The organism is Reyranella sp. (assembly GCF_030651995.1).
Classification (GTDB): Bacteria; Pseudomonadota; Alphaproteobacteria; order Reyranellales; family Reyranellaceae; genus Reyranella.
In genome coordinates, this window is the sequence record NZ_JAUSBN010000063.1 from 1 (window position 1) to 16,148 (window position 16,148).

Below are 16,148 nucleotides of genomic sequence, written 5' to 3' on the forward strand. Positions count from 1 at the left end.
ACTTCAGACCAGCGTGCCCAAGAGCTGCCCTTCTGGATCCATCGCTATAACTGGCATCGACCTCACGGCGGCATCAAGGGTAAAACACCCATCAGCAGACTCGCCCTCGCCGAGGACAACCTGTTGAGGCTCCACAGCTAGGTGAGGGGGCTACAGGCGGTCGTGCGGCACCCCCTCACCCAACCTCTCCCCCTATCGGGGGAGAGGAGTTCGAGATGACCACCAGCCGCACGACACGCGTCGCGCTGATGCTCAGCGTGATCCTGTTCGCCGCCAGCCTCACGCGGGACGCGTTCTGCGTCTCTGGCATCTGCTCGGATTGGCAGGGCTGGAGCATCCTGCTGTTCGGTGCGCTGAGTCATACGAGCTGGTTCGCCAATCCGCTGCTCGGCGTCTCGTGGATCGCCACATTGTTGGCGCGTCGCATTCCGGCGTTGATACTGTCCCTGGCGGCCCTGGCGCTCGCCGGATCGTTCATGTTCGAGACGAGCGTGATCACCAACGAGGCCGGCATGGCCAACCCCATCACCGGCCTGCGCGAAGGCTACTGGCTGTGGCTGGCGAGCATGGGCTTCGGTGTCGTCGCAGCGGCCTTTGCGCGCAAGATGCCGATCAAATTGTAGAGGGGTTTGGAAAGGTCCTTCGCTGCGCTCAGGATGACAAAAACTCCTGCATCGACGCACTGCGCCCATCGCAACAACATTGTCATCCTGAGCGCAGCGAAGGACCTTTGATTCTTAACGCCCCTCGAGCTGCTTGTTGATCCAGACCTGCACGGTGTTCGATTCCAGGAACTCGTGCGCAATCTTGCGCTTCGCCGGATCGCGCGCGTCGCCATCGATAATCGCGGTGATGACGTCGCATTTGTAGGGGACGGCCACGGCCTCGCCGTAGCGCAGGGATTTGTTGTTGCGGCGGTGGACGTAGACGCGGGTCCACCCCACGAGGTCTGTCACGCGCCGGCGTTCGCCGGGGCCAACCGGCGTGAAGCGCGGATCGAGGAGACGGATGTCGACGGCGCGCTCCAATGCCGCGTCGCCCTTGATGCCTTCCGGGCAGTCGCCGCTGCTGCCCAGCGCGTTCAAGGTCAGCCAGACATAGACGTCGTGATCCTCGCCGCTATAGGCGCGGCCCGCAGGCGCACGCTCCGTCGAGAGCGGCCAACTGAAAGGCCGCCAGCCGAGCCTGTCGGTCGGGCCCAGCGCCACCTGCCGCTCGGCGAACCAGGCGAGCAATGCCAGAGCGGCGACCTGCGCCACGCCGAGGGCAATGTAAATGCGCGTCTGGCGGCTGAGGGCCATCCGACGCGCTTTCCCGGTCCGTCAGATCTGATGCGCCATCGGCGGCGCGGGGATCGGGCGGACGCTTTCGTAGGCGGCTGCGGCGCGCAGCACCAGGGCGTCCCTCGCATGGCCTCCCACGATCTGCAGGCCGATCGGCATGCCCTCGCGGTCGAGGCCGCAGGGGATGGTGGCGGCCGGCTGGCGCGTCAGGTTGAAGGTGAGCGTGAAGGGCGTCCAGCCGATGTCGACGCCGTCGCCGCCCCAGGCCGCGTTCTCGTTCACTGCGAAAGCGGTCATCGGCATGGTCGGGGTCAGCAGCAGGTCGTACTTGGCCATGAACTGGTTCATGATCGCCGAGATCGCCTGGCGCTGGTGGATCGCGGTGACGACCGCTTCCTGGCCGAGATTGGCGCCGTATTCGGCGGCCTTCAGCAGGCCGGGATCCATCAGCTCGCGCTTCTCGGGGCTGAAATTGTTGAGCAGCACGGCGACATTCGACTGCCAGTGGGCGTTCAGGATCTTGCGCGGGTCCATGCCCATGAAGTCGGGCGAGTCCTCGATGATCCTGGCGCCCAGGGTCTTGAACACCTTCACCGCCTGTTCGACCGCCACCGCCACGTCGCGGTCGATCTTGTCGCGCTCGACGAAGCCCAGGTTCGGCGAATAGGCGATGCGCAGGCCCTTCACGCCCTTGTCGAAGCCCTTGAGGTAGTCCTCGGCATCGTCGGGACGACCATAGGGATCGCGCGGGTCGGGGCGGGCGATGACGTTCATCATCATCGCCGCATCGCGCACGGTGCGCGTCATCGGGCCGACATGCGAGAGCGTGCCCTGCGCCGAGACCGGCCACAGCGGCACGCGCGCCTGCGTGGGCTTGAGGCCGAAGATGCCGGAGAAGGAGCAGGGGATGCGGACCGAGCCTGCGCCGTCGGTGCCGATGGCGAGGTTGCCCATGCCGACCGCCTCGGCCGCCGTGCCGCCGCCCGAGGAGCCGCCCGGCGTGCGGTCGATCTTCCACGGGTTGTGCGTGGTGCCGTACAGCTTGGAATCGGTGACGCCCTTCCAGCCATATTCCGGCGAGGTCGTCTTGCCGAGCAGCACGGTGCCGGCCTCGCGCAGGCGCTGCGCCACCGGCGCGTCGACGTTGAAGGGCCCGTCGGGATCGGTGGCGAGGCTGCCCATGCGGGTCGGCATGCCCTTGGTCAGCACCATGTCCTTGATGGTGATCGGCACGCCGTCGATGTCGGAAAGCCGCTTGCCGCCCTTCTTCCAGCGCTTCTCCGAGGCGCGCGCCTGGCGCATCGCGGTGTCGGGATCGAGATGCTGGAAGGCGTTGAGCTGGCCGTTGAAGGCGTCGATGCGGGCGAGCGCGGCCTTGGTCGCCTCGACAGGTGAGGCCTTGCGGGCCTTGAAGAGTTTCACCAGCTCGTGGGCCGGCATCATCGCAAGGTCGGCAGTCATCTACTTGGTCTCCGGAAGGACAGGGAATTCGAGGGGATGGACGTCGGCAAAGGCGGCGGCGGCGCGCAGCACCAGCGCGTCGTTGTAATGGGCGGACACGATCTGCAGCCCGATGGGCAGGCCCTGCCGCGACAGGCCGCACGGCACCGTCGCCGCGGGATGGCGCGTCAGGTTGAACTGCGGCGTGTAGGGCGACCACAGGACATTGGGCTTGCCGTCGGGGCCTGGAGGCAGGTTCGTGCCGGCCTCGAAGGGCTGCACGGCGACGGTGGGCGTGAGCAGCAGGTCGTACTTCGTGAAGAACAGGTTCCAGGCGAGGGTGAGGTCGCGCCGCGTCACCTGCGCGTTCACCACGTCCTGCAGGCTGTAGCGCAGCCCCGCCTTGGCGCCGGCCAGCAGGTTGGGATCGAACTCGCCGTGACGCGCCTCGGGGAACACCTGCAGCAGGCGCTGGAGCGCCGAAAGCCAGTGGATCACGAAGGTGCGGCTGGCCTCGGCGAAGGAGAAGGGCGCCTCGACCTCCTCGACCGTGCAGCCCAGCGCCTCGAAGTCGCGGGCGGCTTTCGTCACCATCGCGGCGACCTCGATGTCGAGCGGATGGTCGCCCAAACGCAGCGCGAAGCCGATCTTCAGCTTCTTCGGCAGCTTGGTGAGCTTCTTCGTGTAGTCGGTGTCGTCCGGGGGCAGGGCATAGCCGTCGCGCGGATCGGGCCGGGCGATGGCGTTCATCATCAGCGCGGCGTCGAGCGCGGTGCGGGCCATCGGGCCGGTGTTCGACAGGTCGCCGGTCATCGACGGCGGCCAGGCCGGCACGCGGCCGAAGGTGGCCTTGAGGCCGATCAACCCGTTGAAGCTCGCGGGGATGCGCACAGAGCCGCCGCCGTCGGTGCCGATGGCGATCGGGCCGAGGCCCGCCGCGACCGCGGCGCCGGCGCCACCCGAGGAACCGCCGGGCGTCATGCCGGTGTTCCAGGGATTGCGCGTGATCCCGTGCAGCGGCGAATCCGTTACGCCCTTGTGGCCGTATTCCGGGCTGGTGCTCTGCGCGAAGACGAGGGCGCCGGCCTCGCGCAGCCGCGCCACCGCCGGCGCATCGGCATCGGCCGGCCCCTTGTCGGTGAGCTTGCTGCCCATCGAGGCGGGCCAGCCCTTGACCCGCACCAGCTCCTTGATCGAGACCGGTACGCCGTCGAGCGGCGAGAGCGGCTCGCCCTTCTTCCAGCGCTTCTCCGAGGCGCGCGCGGCGGCCAGGGCCGCCTTCCTGTCGACATGGCAGAGCGCGTTGATCGTCGTCGCGTGGCGGTCGGCCCGCGCCAGCACCGCCTTCATGGTCTCGACCGGGGAGGCCTTGCCCTTGCGGTAGAGCCCGCCGAGCTGGGCAGCGCTCGCCTGCGTGAGATCCACTGTCATGCCGCTTCTCCCGTCCTTGCCGCCTGGGCGCGATACTGGCGGGCGAGCTGTTCGGCCTGGTACTCGGCGGCGAGTGCCTGCTCGCTGCGGCCGACCTTGCGATAGAGATCGGCCAGCGCGCGCTTGGTCGCGGCCACGCCGGGCCGTTCGCGTTCGTCGGCCTGCAGGATGGCCAGCGCCGCATCGTTCCAGCCGGCGCGGCTCAGCGCATCGAGATGGATCGCGCCGAACAGGGCGCGCTGCGCGATCGAGCCGCCCAGGCTGCGCAGGTACGGCATCGCCTGGCCCATCAGGCGCGCCGCCGCCGGCATGTCACCCGCGGCGTGGGCCGCCAGCCCATGCGCCAGCGGCACGACGCAATCGGCCCAGAGCTCGCGCTCGAACGGCTTCGCGCGCCCGGCCCGATCCTCGAGACTCGCCAGCATCTCGGTGACGGCGCTGCGCTCGCCGGCGCGCGCCAGCCCGTAGAGATAGTGGACGTCGTGGAAGGCGGAGAGATGCTCGTGCAGGCGCGGCTTCAGGTAGATCGCGAGATCGGCCCAGCGGGCGCCGACATCGACGCCGCGCAGTTCCAGCCGCGCCAGCAGCGAGACGGCGTTGGCCTGGTCCTCGCAGAACTCCTTCCAGACGCCCCACACGCGCTGGTCATGGAGCGCCAGCGCCTCGTCGGTGCGGTCGAGGTCGATCAGGAACAGCGCGAGGTGCCACCAGTTGTGCGTCTGCATGAAGGAGTTGCAGTCGCTCCAGGTGTCGGACACGGAACTGAGGAAGGCGACGCCTTCCAGCATACGGCCGCGCGCCTCCAGGCAATGGGCGATGACATGATGTGCCCACGGGTCGTTGCGGTCGAGCGCCAGTCCCTTGAGTGCGGCTGCCTCGGCCTCGTCGAGGCGATTGCACTCCTCGAGGCCGAACGCATACATGCCCCAGACGAAGCGATTGTCCTGGTTGGCGGCGAGGAGCTTCTCGCCGACCTCGAGCAGCGTCTCGGCCTCGCCGCGATTGAAGGCCAGCAGCTGCGCCAGCTTGCCGGCCAGCAGGTCGCGCGGCCATTCGGCCACGATCCTGCGGAATTGTTTCAGGCTGCGGTCGGTGTCACCCGCGACCCAGAATTCGATGGCGCCGAGCCACGCGAATTCGCGAGGGCGCGCGCCGGCCGTCATCTTCTGTGCGCGCGCGAGGTGGCGTGTCGCGGCCGCGTGACCGTCCGGCGAGTACATCGAGAGGAAGAGGCTCGCCGAAACCAACGGCAGCATCAGGCACTTTTCTTCCGCGTCGGCGGCGGCGATGAAGTCGGCGAACCGCTTGCCGAAGCCCAGCCATTCCTGCCTGACGAAATCCAGCGCGGCGATCGCGCCCTCGTCGGCATTGCCCAGCTCCAGCCCTTGTCCGTCCCGCGCCACCCGGCCCCCTCGAATTTGCACGCATTCAGCTTCGCATGCCGTACCTCGGCTGGTCGAGGGGCTAGCTCTTCTTCCCTCCGTCGCGGATACTCCGCGTCCAACGACGACAAGACACCAAGGGAGGAACAACATGAAGCGTCGCCATCTGCTGGGGGCCGCCGCAGCTCTTACGCTCGCGCCGTCCATCGCGCGTGCCCAGGCATTTCCCGACAAGCCGATCCGCTTCGTCGTGCCCTACGCGCCGGGCGGTGCGACCGATACGTCCGCCCGTATCGCGGCGGAGTACCTCACGAACAAGTTCGGCCAACAGGTGTTGGTCGAAAACAAGCCGGGCGGGGGGACGATCATCGCCACCGAGATCGTCGCCAAGGCCAAGCCCGACGGCTACACGATCCTCATGGCGGCGGCCCCTGTTGCCACCAATTCGTCGTTCGGCCTGAAACTGCCCTACGACCCGGTCAAGGATCTCGCCCCCGTCTGCAGCTACGTCGACATGCCGCTGCTGCTCGCCTGCAATCCCAGCGCGCCCTACAAGACGATGGCCGAATTCATCGCCTGGGCGAAGACGCAGACCTCGCCCATACCCTACGCCTCGGCGGGCAATGCCAGCATGCCGCATCTGTGGGGCGAGCAGCTCAGGATGGAAACCGGCATCAAGCTCGAGCATATCGGCTACAAGGGAAGCGCCGACGCGCTGAAGGACGTTCTGGGCGGCCATGTCATGCTGTTCTCCGACACCCTGCTGCCGGGCGGCCTCGCGGTGAAGGATGGCAGGCTGCGCGGTCTGGTCGTCGCGGCGGCCAAGCGCGTGCCCATGCTTCCCGACGTGCCGACGGTGGCCGAGGTCGGTCTGCCTGCAAACCTGACGGGCGCGGTGTTCTTCGGGGTCATGGCGCCGGGCGGCACGCCCGAGCCGATCATTTCCCGGCTGAATGCGGCCTTCACCGAGGTCCTCACCGACCCGACGACGGCGAAGAAGCTCGTTGATCTTGGCTTCGTCCTGGTGGGCGGCAGCGCCGCCGATTATGGCAAGCGCCTCGCCGCCGAGACGGAGAAGTGGCGCAAGGTGATTCAGGAGGCGAAGATCGCGCCGCCGGCGTAAGCACGCCCGTATCACACGCACGTTGTCATCGCGAGCGTAGCGAGGGACCTTTGCCCGGTCGCAGATAAGGGTCCCTCGCTGCGCTCAGGATGACAGCAGGTGGGTTCCAGCGACATGCGTCAGCTCTTGGGCGAACCGCCCAAAAAGCAGAAGATGGTGCCGGTCTTGTTCGCGCAGATGTGGCTGCGGCCGTCGGGGGCGAGTTCGTTCAGAACGGTCTTCGGCGGCACCGCCACCCAGCGGCCGTCGAGCAGCGCGTACCAGGTGCCGTCGTCCTTCTGGTAGGCGCGCGTCGGGCGGCAGTCGCCTTCGACGCCGTTGATGGTGCCGGTGCAGCACGAGGCGTTGGAGCCCGGCCGCTTGAGCTTCTCGTACCAGTCGTGATTCTCGGCATGTCCGTGGCCGTGATGTCCGTCCTGCGCCATCGCAGACGGGCTGGCGAGGACCACCGCCAGCGCGACGACGAGGAGGGCACGTGGCATGAGGGCCGCCACCTTTCGCTGTGTCGGCCGAGCCGGCAACACATTCGAGGTGACGTGCCGTCGCTCAGCCTGAACCGTTGCACGGAGCGTACATCATCCGCAGCCCGGCGACGATGGGGACGAACTCCGGATCGTCGGCCGACAGCATGCCGTGACGCACGAAGAAATCGATCAGGACCAGATTGCAGTTGTACTTGAACTCGATCGTGTCGCGCACCGTCTCGAAGACGCGCTGCACCGGCCACAGTTCGAACGAATGGACCTCGCCGTCGTTTGCCCGCGGTGTGAAATCCGCGGGCAATTCGAGATCGAAGCATGTCATGACGTCGGGCTTCAGCTGCTGGCCGGACTGGTTCCAGTAGCCGACGACGCTCACCGCCCTCGCCTGGCGCGCAAGCTCGGGCGGGATCGAGGCTTCCTCGCCGCATTCCTTCACAAGGTTCTCGTGCAGGCCGAGCCCCGCGGGCTGCCCGCCGGCCACCGTATTGTCGAGCTGGCCGGGGAAGGTGGGCTTTTCGTAGGAGCGGCGGGGCACCCAGATGTGCAGCCCGTCGGCTCGGCGCACATAGCCCGTCATGTGCGGGCCGCCGGCCCGCACGCCGAACCACGGTACCGCCGAGCGTTCCATCTCCATCAGGAAGGGCGCGCCGTCCTGCGGGGCCACGGCGTATCTCTCCTCGCGCCACAGGCCATTGAAATGGCCGGCCGCACGCAAGGCCAGCAGGAATGCATGGATCTCCGTCGTGCGCTTCTGCGGCGTGTCCAGGCGGGGATCGAGATGCCAGGCGCCGCCGCTTCGCTGGAACAGGCCGGACGCCGGCAGGGTACTGGCTGCAAAGTCGCGATGGACGAACCCCGCCCGGTGCGGGCCCACGAACCACGGCTCGAACTGGGCGAGGTCGGCGTTGTTGCACCGGCGGATGTGGTCGAGGAAGGACATGGGCCGGGGAGATAGCATAGAGTGCGATCGATGACCGAAGACGAACTTCAGGCGCTTCTCGAGAAGGCGCTGCCACCTTCCGACCGTCACGACGTGTTCGTCGAGGAATGCCAGGACCAGGACGTACGGCTGCGCTTTTCACCGGCGGCCGGAGAGGAATGGACGACGGCGGCGCTGCTGTCGCTGGTCGACACCTCGCTGCGTGCCGCCTCGGGTCTGGAAACGCGTGTATCGCATCTCGGCGTGACCGTGCTGCGACCCGCGCAGGCCGCCGACGTGATCTCGCTCTCGCGGGTGATCCGTCGCGACGGCGACTCCGTCCATGCCGAAGCCTGGCTGTTCGCCCACGCCGTCGTCGAGCCGATGCTGCACGCGACGGCGACGCTGCGCCGAACGGCGTAAGTCGTTCGTCTCGGCTTGAGTTGATCCGGGAAGCTGCCTAAACTTCGCCATGATCGCCACAAAGCCGATTTCACGTTTGCGCTCGATGGCGCTGACGGCGGCGCTGTTTGCGATCACGCTGGCCATCCTCCAGCCCCTCTCCCACGCGGTCATGCTGCGGATGGGCGGACCGGAGGCGGCGGCAGCTCTGTGGGGTGCGATCTGCCAACCCACGGCGGGTGGCGAGGCGGACCAGGAGTCCGGCCCGTCCAATGCGAAGGTCCACGACTGCTGCTTTGGCCTCGCCCATACGCCCGTGCTGCTGGGCCCAGCGATTGCTGCCGTATTCGTCGACCAGATTCCGGCCTCGGATCGGGTCCCGTCCCGGCATCATCATCCAACGACCGGCGCCATCCGCGACGGGCCACAACAACCCCGCGCCCCACCGCTTCCCAACGACTGACAGTTCATCGTGCCACGCGCGCGTCCGTGACGCGCGTGAGGCTCTGCGTCAGCCAATCAAGGAAGCAAGAAATGTTGTCGATTCCCTGGGCGACTTCCGTCGCCTTTGCGGGCCTGGCTTTCGTGCCTGCGCTCGCTCTACCTCCAGCCGCTGTTTCGTTGGCCCGCCTCGCGGGAAGCTCTCTCCTTCCGGCCTTCTCCGGTGCCTGCGAGCGCACGGTGGGCTGGAAGGCCTCGACCGATTCCGCGGCGACCTTCGGCGTCAGGACGGCTGGAGGCACTCATGCGCGTTAGGCCCGTCACAGCATCCCGTTGCGGGGAGAATTGCGTTGCGATCGGTTCCCCGGGAAGCCGCAACAGTCCACATCGCCGTCTGGAAGGCCGTTCCGGCGCCGCCAGGTTTCTTCTCGGGTCCGGGCTGGCACTTCTGACCGTGCCGGCGTTCGCCCAGACCGCGGACCAGCCATCATCGGCGCCCGTGGTTTTCCCGCCTGTGCTCGTTCAGGGCTCGGGTGTGCCTATCGAACAGACGACCGCCGGTCCGGTGCAGGGACTTCGTGCGCTCACGGCGAAGTCTTCCACCAGGACCTCGACGCCCATCGAGCAACTGCCCCAGAACATCAACGTCATTACGCGGTCCCTCATCGACAGCCAGCTCTCGATCACGCTCAGCGACGCCGTCCGGAACGCCAGCAACGTGCAGCCCGTCGACACACGGATGATCGGCAATGTCGAGCAGACCCCGGTGAAGATCAGGGGGTTCGGCGCGGAACTCTGGACCGACGGCTTTGCCGGCAACCTGTTCATCGCGGGTGACCGCGACGGGCTGGTGAATGTCGAGCGCGTCGAGGTCCTGAAGGGCCCCAGCGCGGTCGTCTATGGCGGTGGCGCCGGCGCGCCGGTCGGCGGCGTGCTCAACGTCGTCTCGAAGATGCCGACCGACACGGCGAAGTATCAGTTCGGCACGACGTTCGGCAGCTACTGGTACGCCAACCCCTATATCGACGTGAACCAGCCCCTGAACGACGAGAAGACGGTGCTGTTTCGCCTCACCTCCGAGTACACCGGGAGCAGCAGCTTCATCGACGTCCTGAATTCCCGCCGCTTCAGCATCAATCCGACGCTTACGCTGACCAACAGGACGGACACGACCCTGACGCTCCAGGGCTTTGTATCGCAGGCCTACCAACAGGCCTATCCCGGCCTGCCGGTCAGCGGCACGGTCACCGGCGCCTACACCGTCGACCGCAGCCTGTACTTCGGCGATCCCAACATCATGCCGAGCTACTCGAAGATGTATGGCGTGACCGGAACACTGGACCATCGCATCGACGATGTCTGGTCGGTCAACGTCAAGGCGCGGTGGAGCCGGTCGGAGATGCAGCAGAACTCCCAGAGTGCCTTCCTCGATGCCACGGGCACCGGGGGCACACCGTTGTTTCCGCCGTCGACCTTCGATGTCAACAACATCGAGGTGTACGACCAGCAGCAGGAAATCAGCATCAACCCGACGGTTCAGGCGAAGTTCTCGACGGAGTCGACGAAGAACACGCTGCTGATCGGTGGCGACTTCAGCCGCGTTACCGACTGGGGGTTCATGAACGTCGACACGAATGGCAACTTCTGCTTCCTCATCGGGTTTGGCTGCACGCCCTCCCTCGTGAACCTGCAGAATCCTTCGTTCACGACGCCCTATACCTTCCCTGTGCCGGGACGTGGGGAAGGCGTTTCGTTCTTCAACTTCAACAACACGTACCTGACGACGGGCTTCTACGCGCAGCTGCAGTCGACGATCAACGACCGGTTCCATGTTCTGGCCGGTGCCCGCCTGGCGTCGATCGACATCACCTACAACGAGTTCGCCACCGGTGCCATGGTGACGCGCGTGACTCAGGCGACCCGGCTGCTTCCCCGCGCCGGCATCGTCGTGGATCTGGTCAAGGGGCTTTCCCTCTACGGCAGCTACTCCCAGGGAATGAAGTGGGTGCCGTTCTCGCAGACATTCGCCCAGCCGGCGCCCGAGTTTTCCACGCAGTACGAGGCCGGCGTGAAGCTCAACATCAACGATACCTTCACCGGGACCATGGCGCTCTTCCAGATCGAGCGCACGAACGTCCCGGTCCGGTTGACCGCCGTTTCCGCCACCCTCTCCCAGCAGACATCGCGCGGCTTCGAAGCCGACTTCCTCTACCAGCCCAATCGCAACTGGAGCGTGCTGGCGAGCTACGGCTACACGAGTGCGATCTTCGCCGACCCCGCCGGGGCAGGCATTCCTGCGGGCTACCGGCTGCCCTTCGTCCCGGAACACTCGGGGCGCTTCTGGCTGAACTACCAGTTCGACGAGAGCGTGATGCCGGGGCTGAGCCTGGGCGCCGGCATCTACGCCGCCTCCAACCAGTACGTGGATGCGACCAATCTCTGGCAGACCGCCGGCTACTATACGATCGATGCGAAGATCGGATACGAGACCGACAAGATCAGGGCCGTCGTTTCGGCCAAGAACCTGACGAACAACCAGTACTTCGTGCCGTACAGCTGGCTCGGCGGACAGGTCGCACCGGGAGCGCCGCTCTCGGTCTATGGCCAGCTGGCCTTCAAGTTCTGACGGAAAGGTCGCCATGTCTTTGACACGACGTCATTTCTCCGCCGCGGCCGCCACGGCCGCGGCGGTCCTTCAGGTGCCGGGACATGTCCTGGCGCAACAGACGGGCGGCACCGTGCCGTCCGCCGAAGCAGGGCACAAGGAGGTGGATCACGACATGTCGTCAATGCCCGCCCATTGGATGGGATCGGAGCAGATTGCTTTCCTGATCTATCCGCAGTTCACGGCGCTCGACATGGTCGGCCCGCATCACATGCTGACAAGCCTGATGGGGGCCAAGGTCCATCTCGTCGCCAAGACGCGCGACCCGGTGCAGAGCGACACCGGCTTGGCCGTGATGCCGTCCATGACTTTCGACGAATGTCCGGCCGACCTCGACATCATCTGCGTGCCCGGCGGCTCGCAGGGCACGCTCGCGGCGATGAAGGACGACGCGACGATGCTCTTCCTCAAGGACCGCGGGAGCCGCGCGAAATACGTCACGTCGGTCTGTACCGGTTCGCTGCTCCTGGGCGCGGCGGGGCTGCTCGCCGGATACAGGGCGACGTCTCATTGGGCCACCAAGGGGCTTCTGCCGATCTTTGGCGCCACGCCCGCAGACGGCAGGGTCGTCGATGACCGCAACAGGATCACGGGAGGGGGCGTGACGGCAGGGATAGACTTCGGCCTGGCCATCGTCGGTCGTCTCCGGGATCGTCAGTATGCGGAGGGCGTCCAGCTCATCGCGGAGTACGATCCCAAGCCTCCATACTCCGCAGGCACGCCCGAACGCGCACCCGCGGAGGTCACGGCGATGATCGAAGGGATGTTCACCGGATTCGTCGCCGAAGCAGAGAAGACGGGTCGTACCGCATTCGCCAGGTTCGGGCGGCTGTGATGACGCAGGCACCTTGTCGGCCGAGCAGCTTGAGCTTCACCAGACAACCCGGCTACAATTAAGAATGATTGCCAAGCAGCCGATTTCACGTTTGCGCTCGATGGCGCTGACGGCGGCGCTGTTTGCGATCACGCTGGCCATCCTCCAGCCCCTCTCGCACGCGGTCATGCTGCGGATGGGCGGACCGGAGGCGGCTGCGACCCTGTGGGGCGTGCTCTGCCAGCCGAGTGGAGAGAAGGGCGAGGGCGAGTCGCAGGGACCGGCGAACGCCAAGGTCCATGATTGCTGTTTCGGACTGGCCCACGCTCAGGCGCAGGCGCTGCCGTCGGGCACGTCGATCGAGGTCGAGGCCACCGAGACGGCGCAGCACGTTCCCGCGGCACACCATCATCCCTCGACCGGCGCCATCCGCGACGGCCCCAACCAACCCCGAGCTCCTCCGCTTCCGAAAGTCTGACCTACCGTCCTGCAACGTGCACGCCCGCGGCGTGCGCGCTGTTTCGCGTCAGCCTTACAAGGAAGCATCATGTCTTCGACTCTTCGGGCGACCGTCGTCGCCACCATTGGGCTCGCCCTCGTGCCCGCGATCCTTCGTGCCGAGGAATTGGCGCAGACCCAGGCGCCCGCCATGCCGGCCATTACCGTAACCGCACCCACCGCATCGCTCACCGTGCCTTCGGCAAAGCAGGCGGAAGAGGAAATCAACAAGACTCCCGGCGGTGTCGAGGTCGTGCCGGCCTCGCGCTATCTCGACGGCCGCGCCACCACCATGAAGGACATGCTCGACTACACGCCGGGCGTCTGGGTGCAGAGCAAGTACGGCCAGGAGGATTCCAAGCTCGTCATCCGCGGCTCGGGCCTGTCGCGCAACTTCCACCTGCGCGGCGTGCGTCTCCTGCAGGACGGAACGGTCATCAACCAGGCCGACGGCGGCGGCGACTTCCACGAAATCGATCCGCTCGCCCAGCAGTATGTCGAGGTCTACAAGGGAGCCAACGCCCTGCGCTACGGCGCCATGACCCTGGGCGGCGCGATCAACTTCGTCTCGCCGACCGGCCGCAGCAATCCCGGGCTCGCCGCCCGCGTCTACGGCGGCAGCTACCAGACCTTCGGTCAACAGGCGGCGGCCGGTTTCAGCGACGGTCCGTGGGACGCCTGGCTGTCCTTCACCAACCTGAGCGGCAACGGCTTTCGCGAACATACCAACCAGAGCCTGCAGCGCCTGAACGGCAATGTCGGGGCGCAGATCGGATCCAACGCCGAGACGCGATTCTTCTTCTCGGCCAATCAGATCCGTAACCAGATCCCCAGCTCGCTGACCCAGCAGCAGTACCTCACGGATCCCCGGCAGGCGCCGCTCGCCAACATCGTGCAGAACGCACGTCGCGACGTCGACTCCTTCCGCTTCGCCAATACGACGGTGGTGGACATCGGCGACGACGCCCTCACGCTGCAGGCCTATCTCAAGGCGAAGTCGCTGTTCCATCCGCTGACCTTTGCGGTCATCGACAACAACTTGCTCGATTGGGGCGTAACGGGCCAATACAAGGGCTCGCGCCAGCTCTTCGGCCATCGCAACGACTTCGTCCTCGGCGTGAACTATTTCGGCGGCACCAACCGCAACAGGCAGTTCCGAAACAATTTCGGTGTGCCGGGCGCGCTGACCAACGACAACACCGAGTTCTCGAGCAGCGTCGAGATCTACGGCGAGAACTGGTTCTACGCGACGCCCGAGGTCTCGATCGTCACCGGCGTCCAGTTCAACTGGGCGAACCGGACGCTGACGGACAACTACCTCGTCAACGGCAACGACTCCGGCGCCGCTGCCTACTTCGAGGTCAATCCGAAGGTCGGCGTTCTCTGGGAGCCGCGCAAGGATCTGCAGATCTTCGCCAACGTCTCCCGCGCCTCGGAGCCGCCGACCTGGTCGGAGCTCAATCCCAGTGTGGCGCCGGGCTTTGCGCCGCTCGCGCCTCAGACCTCATGGACGGCCGAGATCGGCACGCGCGGCAAGCTGGGCGAAAATGTCGGATGGGATCTCTCGATCTACCGCTCGTGGGTCAAGAACGAGCTGCAGCTGCTCGTCGTGCCGGGTTTCGGCGGTTCGGCCATCGCGGTCAACATTCCGAATTCGATCCATCAGGGCATCGAGCTCGGGCTCAACGGCACGGCATGGCGCAGCGAACGCAACGACCGTATCACCGGCCGCATGGCGCTGACGGTGGGCGACTACCGCTTCGACAACAATCCCACCTACGGCAACAACCAGCTGCCGGGTGCGCCGCCCTACTACCTGCGCGCCGAGGCCCGCTACGACTCGCCGGGCGGCTTCTACATCGGGCCGAACCTTGAATGGTCGCCGCAGGGCTACTACGTCGACAACGTCAACAATCCGGCTTTCATGGCGCCGGCCTATGCGTTGCTCGGCTTGAAGGCGGGTTATACCGGCCTGAAGGGCTTCGAATTCTTCGTCGATGCCCGCAACCTCACCAACCAGATGTACGTCTCGAACGTCGGCGTGATCAACACCGCCACGGCGGCGAGCCCCCTCTACAATCCGGGTGACGGGGCGTCGGTCTACGCCGGAATCCAGGCGCGCTTCTGATCTGGAGCGTGGCGACCACGAAGGTTTCGCCGCAGGCCTTCGTGGGACGGCGGGAGAGTGATCTTCCCCGCCGCTCTGCGGCAGAAATACGTCAACAGGAGAAGTCGGATGATTGGACGTCGAACTGCGATCTGCGCACTGCTGGTCCTGTCCTGGGCAGGACCTGTATCGGCTCACGACTACAAGCTGGGGTCGCTGGAGATCGCGACGCCGTGGACCCGCGCCACGCCGGCCACCGCCAAGAGCGGTGGCGGGTTCATGACGATCACCAACAAGGGAACGACGGCCGATCGTCTCATCGCCGCCCGCAGTCCGGCATCGCTCAAGGTCGAGATCCACGAGATGAAGATGGACGGCCAGGTCATGCGCATGCGCGAGCTCGAGAAGGGCCTCGAGATTCCGGCCGGGGCGACCGTGATGCTGAAGCCGGGCGGCTATCACATCATGTTCATGGAGCTCAAGGCCCCGCTTGCGAAGGACGCCAAGGTTCCCGTGACGCTGGTCTTCGAGAAGGCGGGAAGCATCGACGTGGACCTCAAGGTCGAGGCCATGGGTGCCGCCGGCACCGGACACCAGATGCGATAGGTGTCCGACGTGCGGCTCGACCGTCCAATGCCTCCCGGCGCGCTCGCGGAACCGCTATCGACCGCGGCGCGCCGGGGGATCCTGGCGCTGGTGATCTTCTTCCACGTGGGCGGAGGCTGGGCGCTGACGCAGGTCGAGCCGGTGAAGCTGGTGGTGGGCGACATCGCGCCGATGGAGGTGCGGATGGTGGCGGCGGAGGAGCCGGGCCAGCCGGAGATCGAGAACGCCGAACCGCCGCCGCCGGTCGAGCTGAGGCCGCCGCCGCCGGAGCTGGCGGCCATCGTCGAGCCGCCGCCGCCCGACCTGCCGCCGCCGGAGTTCCCGCTGGCCAGGATCGAGCTGCCACCGCCGGACGAACCGCCGCCGGTGGACATTCCGCCGCCGGAGAAGAAGGTCGAGCCCAAGCCCCGACCACCGGAGCCGAAGCCGGTGCAGCGCAAGCCGCAGCCGGCACGGCCGGCCGCACCGGTCGAGGCGGGGCCGCAACAGGCCGCGCCGGCGGCCCCGGCGGCCCCGCGCACGGTGCAGGCCTCGCAACTCGGCTGGCTGGTGCAG

Annotated in this window: 16 protein-coding genes and 1 pseudogene; 11 read left to right on the forward strand and 6 right to left on the reverse strand. The window is 66.6% G+C overall.

Going from position 1 to position 16,148, the window contains the following annotated elements:
* Positions 1-141: integrase core domain-containing protein (locus Q7V45_RS19415; protein WP_370692630.1), on the forward strand; the 141-nt coding region annotated here is incomplete at its 5' end.
* Positions 142-215: 74 nt separating this feature from the next.
* Positions 216-623 (forward strand): hypothetical protein, encoded by a 408-nt coding sequence (locus Q7V45_RS19420; RefSeq protein ID WP_304855051.1) that lies wholly within the window; start codon positions 216-218, stop codon positions 621-623.
* A 114-nt stretch (positions 624-737) separates the two neighbouring features.
* On the opposite strand, the gene Q7V45_RS19425 is transcribed toward Q7V45_RS19420, so the two are convergent.
* From Q7V45_RS19425 to Q7V45_RS19440, 4 genes are read right to left on the reverse strand one after another with little or no spacing between them, the layout of a single operon-like run.
* Positions 738-1,301: a hypothetical protein gene (locus tag Q7V45_RS19425; protein WP_304855052.1), complete on the reverse strand. Its 564-nt coding sequence runs from the start codon at positions 1,299-1,301 to the stop codon at positions 738-740.
* A gap of 21 nt (positions 1,302-1,322) precedes the next feature.
* Positions 1,323-2,744, reverse strand: coding sequence for an amidase (locus Q7V45_RS19430; protein ID WP_304855055.1), 1,422 nt, complete (start codon positions 2,742-2,744; stop codon positions 1,323-1,325).
* Entirely contained in the window at positions 2,745-4,154 is a 1,410-nt protein-coding gene (locus Q7V45_RS19435; RefSeq protein ID WP_304855058.1) for an amidase, read from the reverse strand.
* Positions 4,151-5,557 (reverse strand): hypothetical protein, encoded by a 1,407-nt coding sequence (locus tag Q7V45_RS19440; RefSeq protein ID WP_304855061.1) that lies wholly within the window; start codon positions 5,555-5,557, stop codon positions 4,151-4,153. The genes Q7V45_RS19435 and Q7V45_RS19440 overlap by 4 nt, the downstream gene beginning before the upstream one ends.
* A 130-nt stretch (positions 5,558-5,687) precedes the next feature.
* On the opposite strand from Q7V45_RS19440, the gene Q7V45_RS19445 reads away from it, so the two are divergent.
* On the forward strand, positions 5,688-6,659 hold the full coding sequence (locus tag Q7V45_RS19445) for a tripartite tricarboxylate transporter substrate binding protein (RefSeq protein ID WP_304855063.1): 972 nt from the start codon (positions 5,688-5,690) through the stop codon (positions 6,657-6,659).
* A gap of 119 nt (positions 6,660-6,778) precedes the next feature.
* Here Q7V45_RS19445 and Q7V45_RS19450 read toward each other — a convergent pair whose 3' ends face one another.
* Both Q7V45_RS19450 and Q7V45_RS19455 read right to left on the reverse strand, forming a co-directional pair.
* Positions 6,779-7,141 carry a hypothetical protein gene (locus tag Q7V45_RS19450; RefSeq protein ID WP_304855069.1) on the reverse strand — a complete coding sequence of 121 codons (363 nt, stop codon included), beginning with the start codon at positions 7,139-7,141 and terminating at the stop codon, positions 6,779-6,781.
* 64 nt (positions 7,142-7,205) lie between these two features.
* On the reverse strand, positions 7,206-8,081 hold the full coding sequence (locus Q7V45_RS19455) for an NUDIX hydrolase family protein (RefSeq protein ID WP_304855071.1): 876 nt from the start codon (positions 8,079-8,081) through the stop codon (positions 7,206-7,208).
* Positions 8,082-8,111: 30 nt separating this feature from the next.
* On the opposite strand from Q7V45_RS19455, the gene Q7V45_RS19460 reads away from it, so the two are divergent.
* The 8 genes and pseudogenes from Q7V45_RS19460 to Q7V45_RS19495 all read left to right on the forward strand — a co-directional run.
* Positions 8,112-8,483 (forward strand): hypothetical protein, encoded by a 372-nt coding sequence (locus tag Q7V45_RS19460; RefSeq protein ID WP_304855074.1) that lies wholly within the window; start codon positions 8,112-8,114, stop codon positions 8,481-8,483.
* 49 nt (positions 8,484-8,532) lie between these two features.
* The gene (locus tag Q7V45_RS19465) at positions 8,533-8,925 is read left to right on the forward strand and encodes a DUF2946 family protein (RefSeq protein ID WP_304855077.1); all 393 of its coding nucleotides are present in this window, start codon (positions 8,533-8,535) and stop codon (positions 8,923-8,925) included.
* Between the two features lie 513 nt (positions 8,926-9,438).
* A complete protein-coding gene (locus tag Q7V45_RS19470) occupies positions 9,439-11,529 on the forward strand; it encodes a TonB-dependent siderophore receptor (protein WP_304855079.1) in 2,091 nt (696 codons plus the stop codon).
* 13 nt (positions 11,530-11,542) lie between these two features.
* A complete protein-coding gene (locus Q7V45_RS19475; RefSeq protein WP_304855083.1) occupies positions 11,543-12,403 on the forward strand; it encodes a DJ-1/PfpI family protein in 861 nt (286 codons plus the stop codon).
* 64 nt (positions 12,404-12,467) lie between these two features.
* Positions 12,468-12,860 carry a DUF2946 family protein gene (locus Q7V45_RS19480; protein ID WP_304855085.1) on the forward strand — a complete coding sequence of 131 codons (393 nt, stop codon included), beginning with the start codon at positions 12,468-12,470 and terminating at the stop codon, positions 12,858-12,860.
* Between the two features lie 69 nt (positions 12,861-12,929).
* Positions 12,930-15,008: a TonB-dependent receptor domain-containing protein gene (locus Q7V45_RS19485; RefSeq protein ID WP_304855088.1), complete on the forward strand. Its 2,079-nt coding sequence runs from the start codon at positions 12,930-12,932 to the stop codon at positions 15,006-15,008.
* Between the two features lie 108 nt (positions 15,009-15,116).
* Complete coding sequence (locus tag Q7V45_RS19490; protein ID WP_304855090.1) at positions 15,117-15,593, forward strand: copper chaperone PCu(A)C; 477 nt, start codon at positions 15,117-15,119, stop codon at positions 15,591-15,593.
* Positions 15,594-16,148 (forward strand): annotated as a pseudogene (locus Q7V45_RS19495) (hypothetical protein); the annotation flags it as partial.

Bases quoted from the DNA above. Each gene is read 5' to 3' on its own strand.
- Q7V45_RS19420 (WP_304855051.1), top strand. From the start codon at position 216: ATGACCACCAGCCGCACGACACGCGTCGCGCTGATGCTCAGCGTGATC.
- Q7V45_RS19425 (WP_304855052.1), bottom strand. From the start codon at position 1,301: ATGGCCCTCAGCCGCCAGACGCGCATTTACATTGCCCTCGGCGTGGCG.
- Q7V45_RS19430 (WP_304855055.1), bottom strand. From the start codon at position 2,744: ATGACTGCCGACCTTGCGATGATGCCGGCCCACGAGCTGGTGAAACTC.
- Q7V45_RS19435 (WP_304855058.1), bottom strand. From the start codon at position 4,154: ATGACAGTGGATCTCACGCAGGCGAGCGCTGCCCAGCTCGGCGGGCTC.
- Q7V45_RS19445 (WP_304855063.1), top strand. From the start codon at position 5,688: ATGAAGCGTCGCCATCTGCTGGGGGCCGCCGCAGCTCTTACGCTCGCG.
- Q7V45_RS19450 (WP_304855069.1), bottom strand. From the start codon at position 7,141: ATGCCACGTGCCCTCCTCGTCGTCGCGCTGGCGGTGGTCCTCGCCAGC.
- Q7V45_RS19455 (WP_304855071.1), bottom strand. From the start codon at position 8,081: ATGTCCTTCCTCGACCACATCCGCCGGTGCAACAACGCCGACCTCGCC.
- Q7V45_RS19460 (WP_304855074.1), top strand. From the start codon at position 8,112: ATGACCGAAGACGAACTTCAGGCGCTTCTCGAGAAGGCGCTGCCACCT.
- Q7V45_RS19465 (WP_304855077.1), top strand. From the start codon at position 8,533: ATGATCGCCACAAAGCCGATTTCACGTTTGCGCTCGATGGCGCTGACG.
- Q7V45_RS19475 (WP_304855083.1), top strand. From the start codon at position 11,543: ATGTCTTTGACACGACGTCATTTCTCCGCCGCGGCCGCCACGGCCGCG.
- Q7V45_RS19480 (WP_304855085.1), top strand. From the start codon at position 12,468: ATGATTGCCAAGCAGCCGATTTCACGTTTGCGCTCGATGGCGCTGACG.
- Q7V45_RS19485 (WP_304855088.1), top strand. From the start codon at position 12,930: ATGTCTTCGACTCTTCGGGCGACCGTCGTCGCCACCATTGGGCTCGCC.
- Q7V45_RS19490 (WP_304855090.1), top strand. From the start codon at position 15,117: ATGATTGGACGTCGAACTGCGATCTGCGCACTGCTGGTCCTGTCCTGG.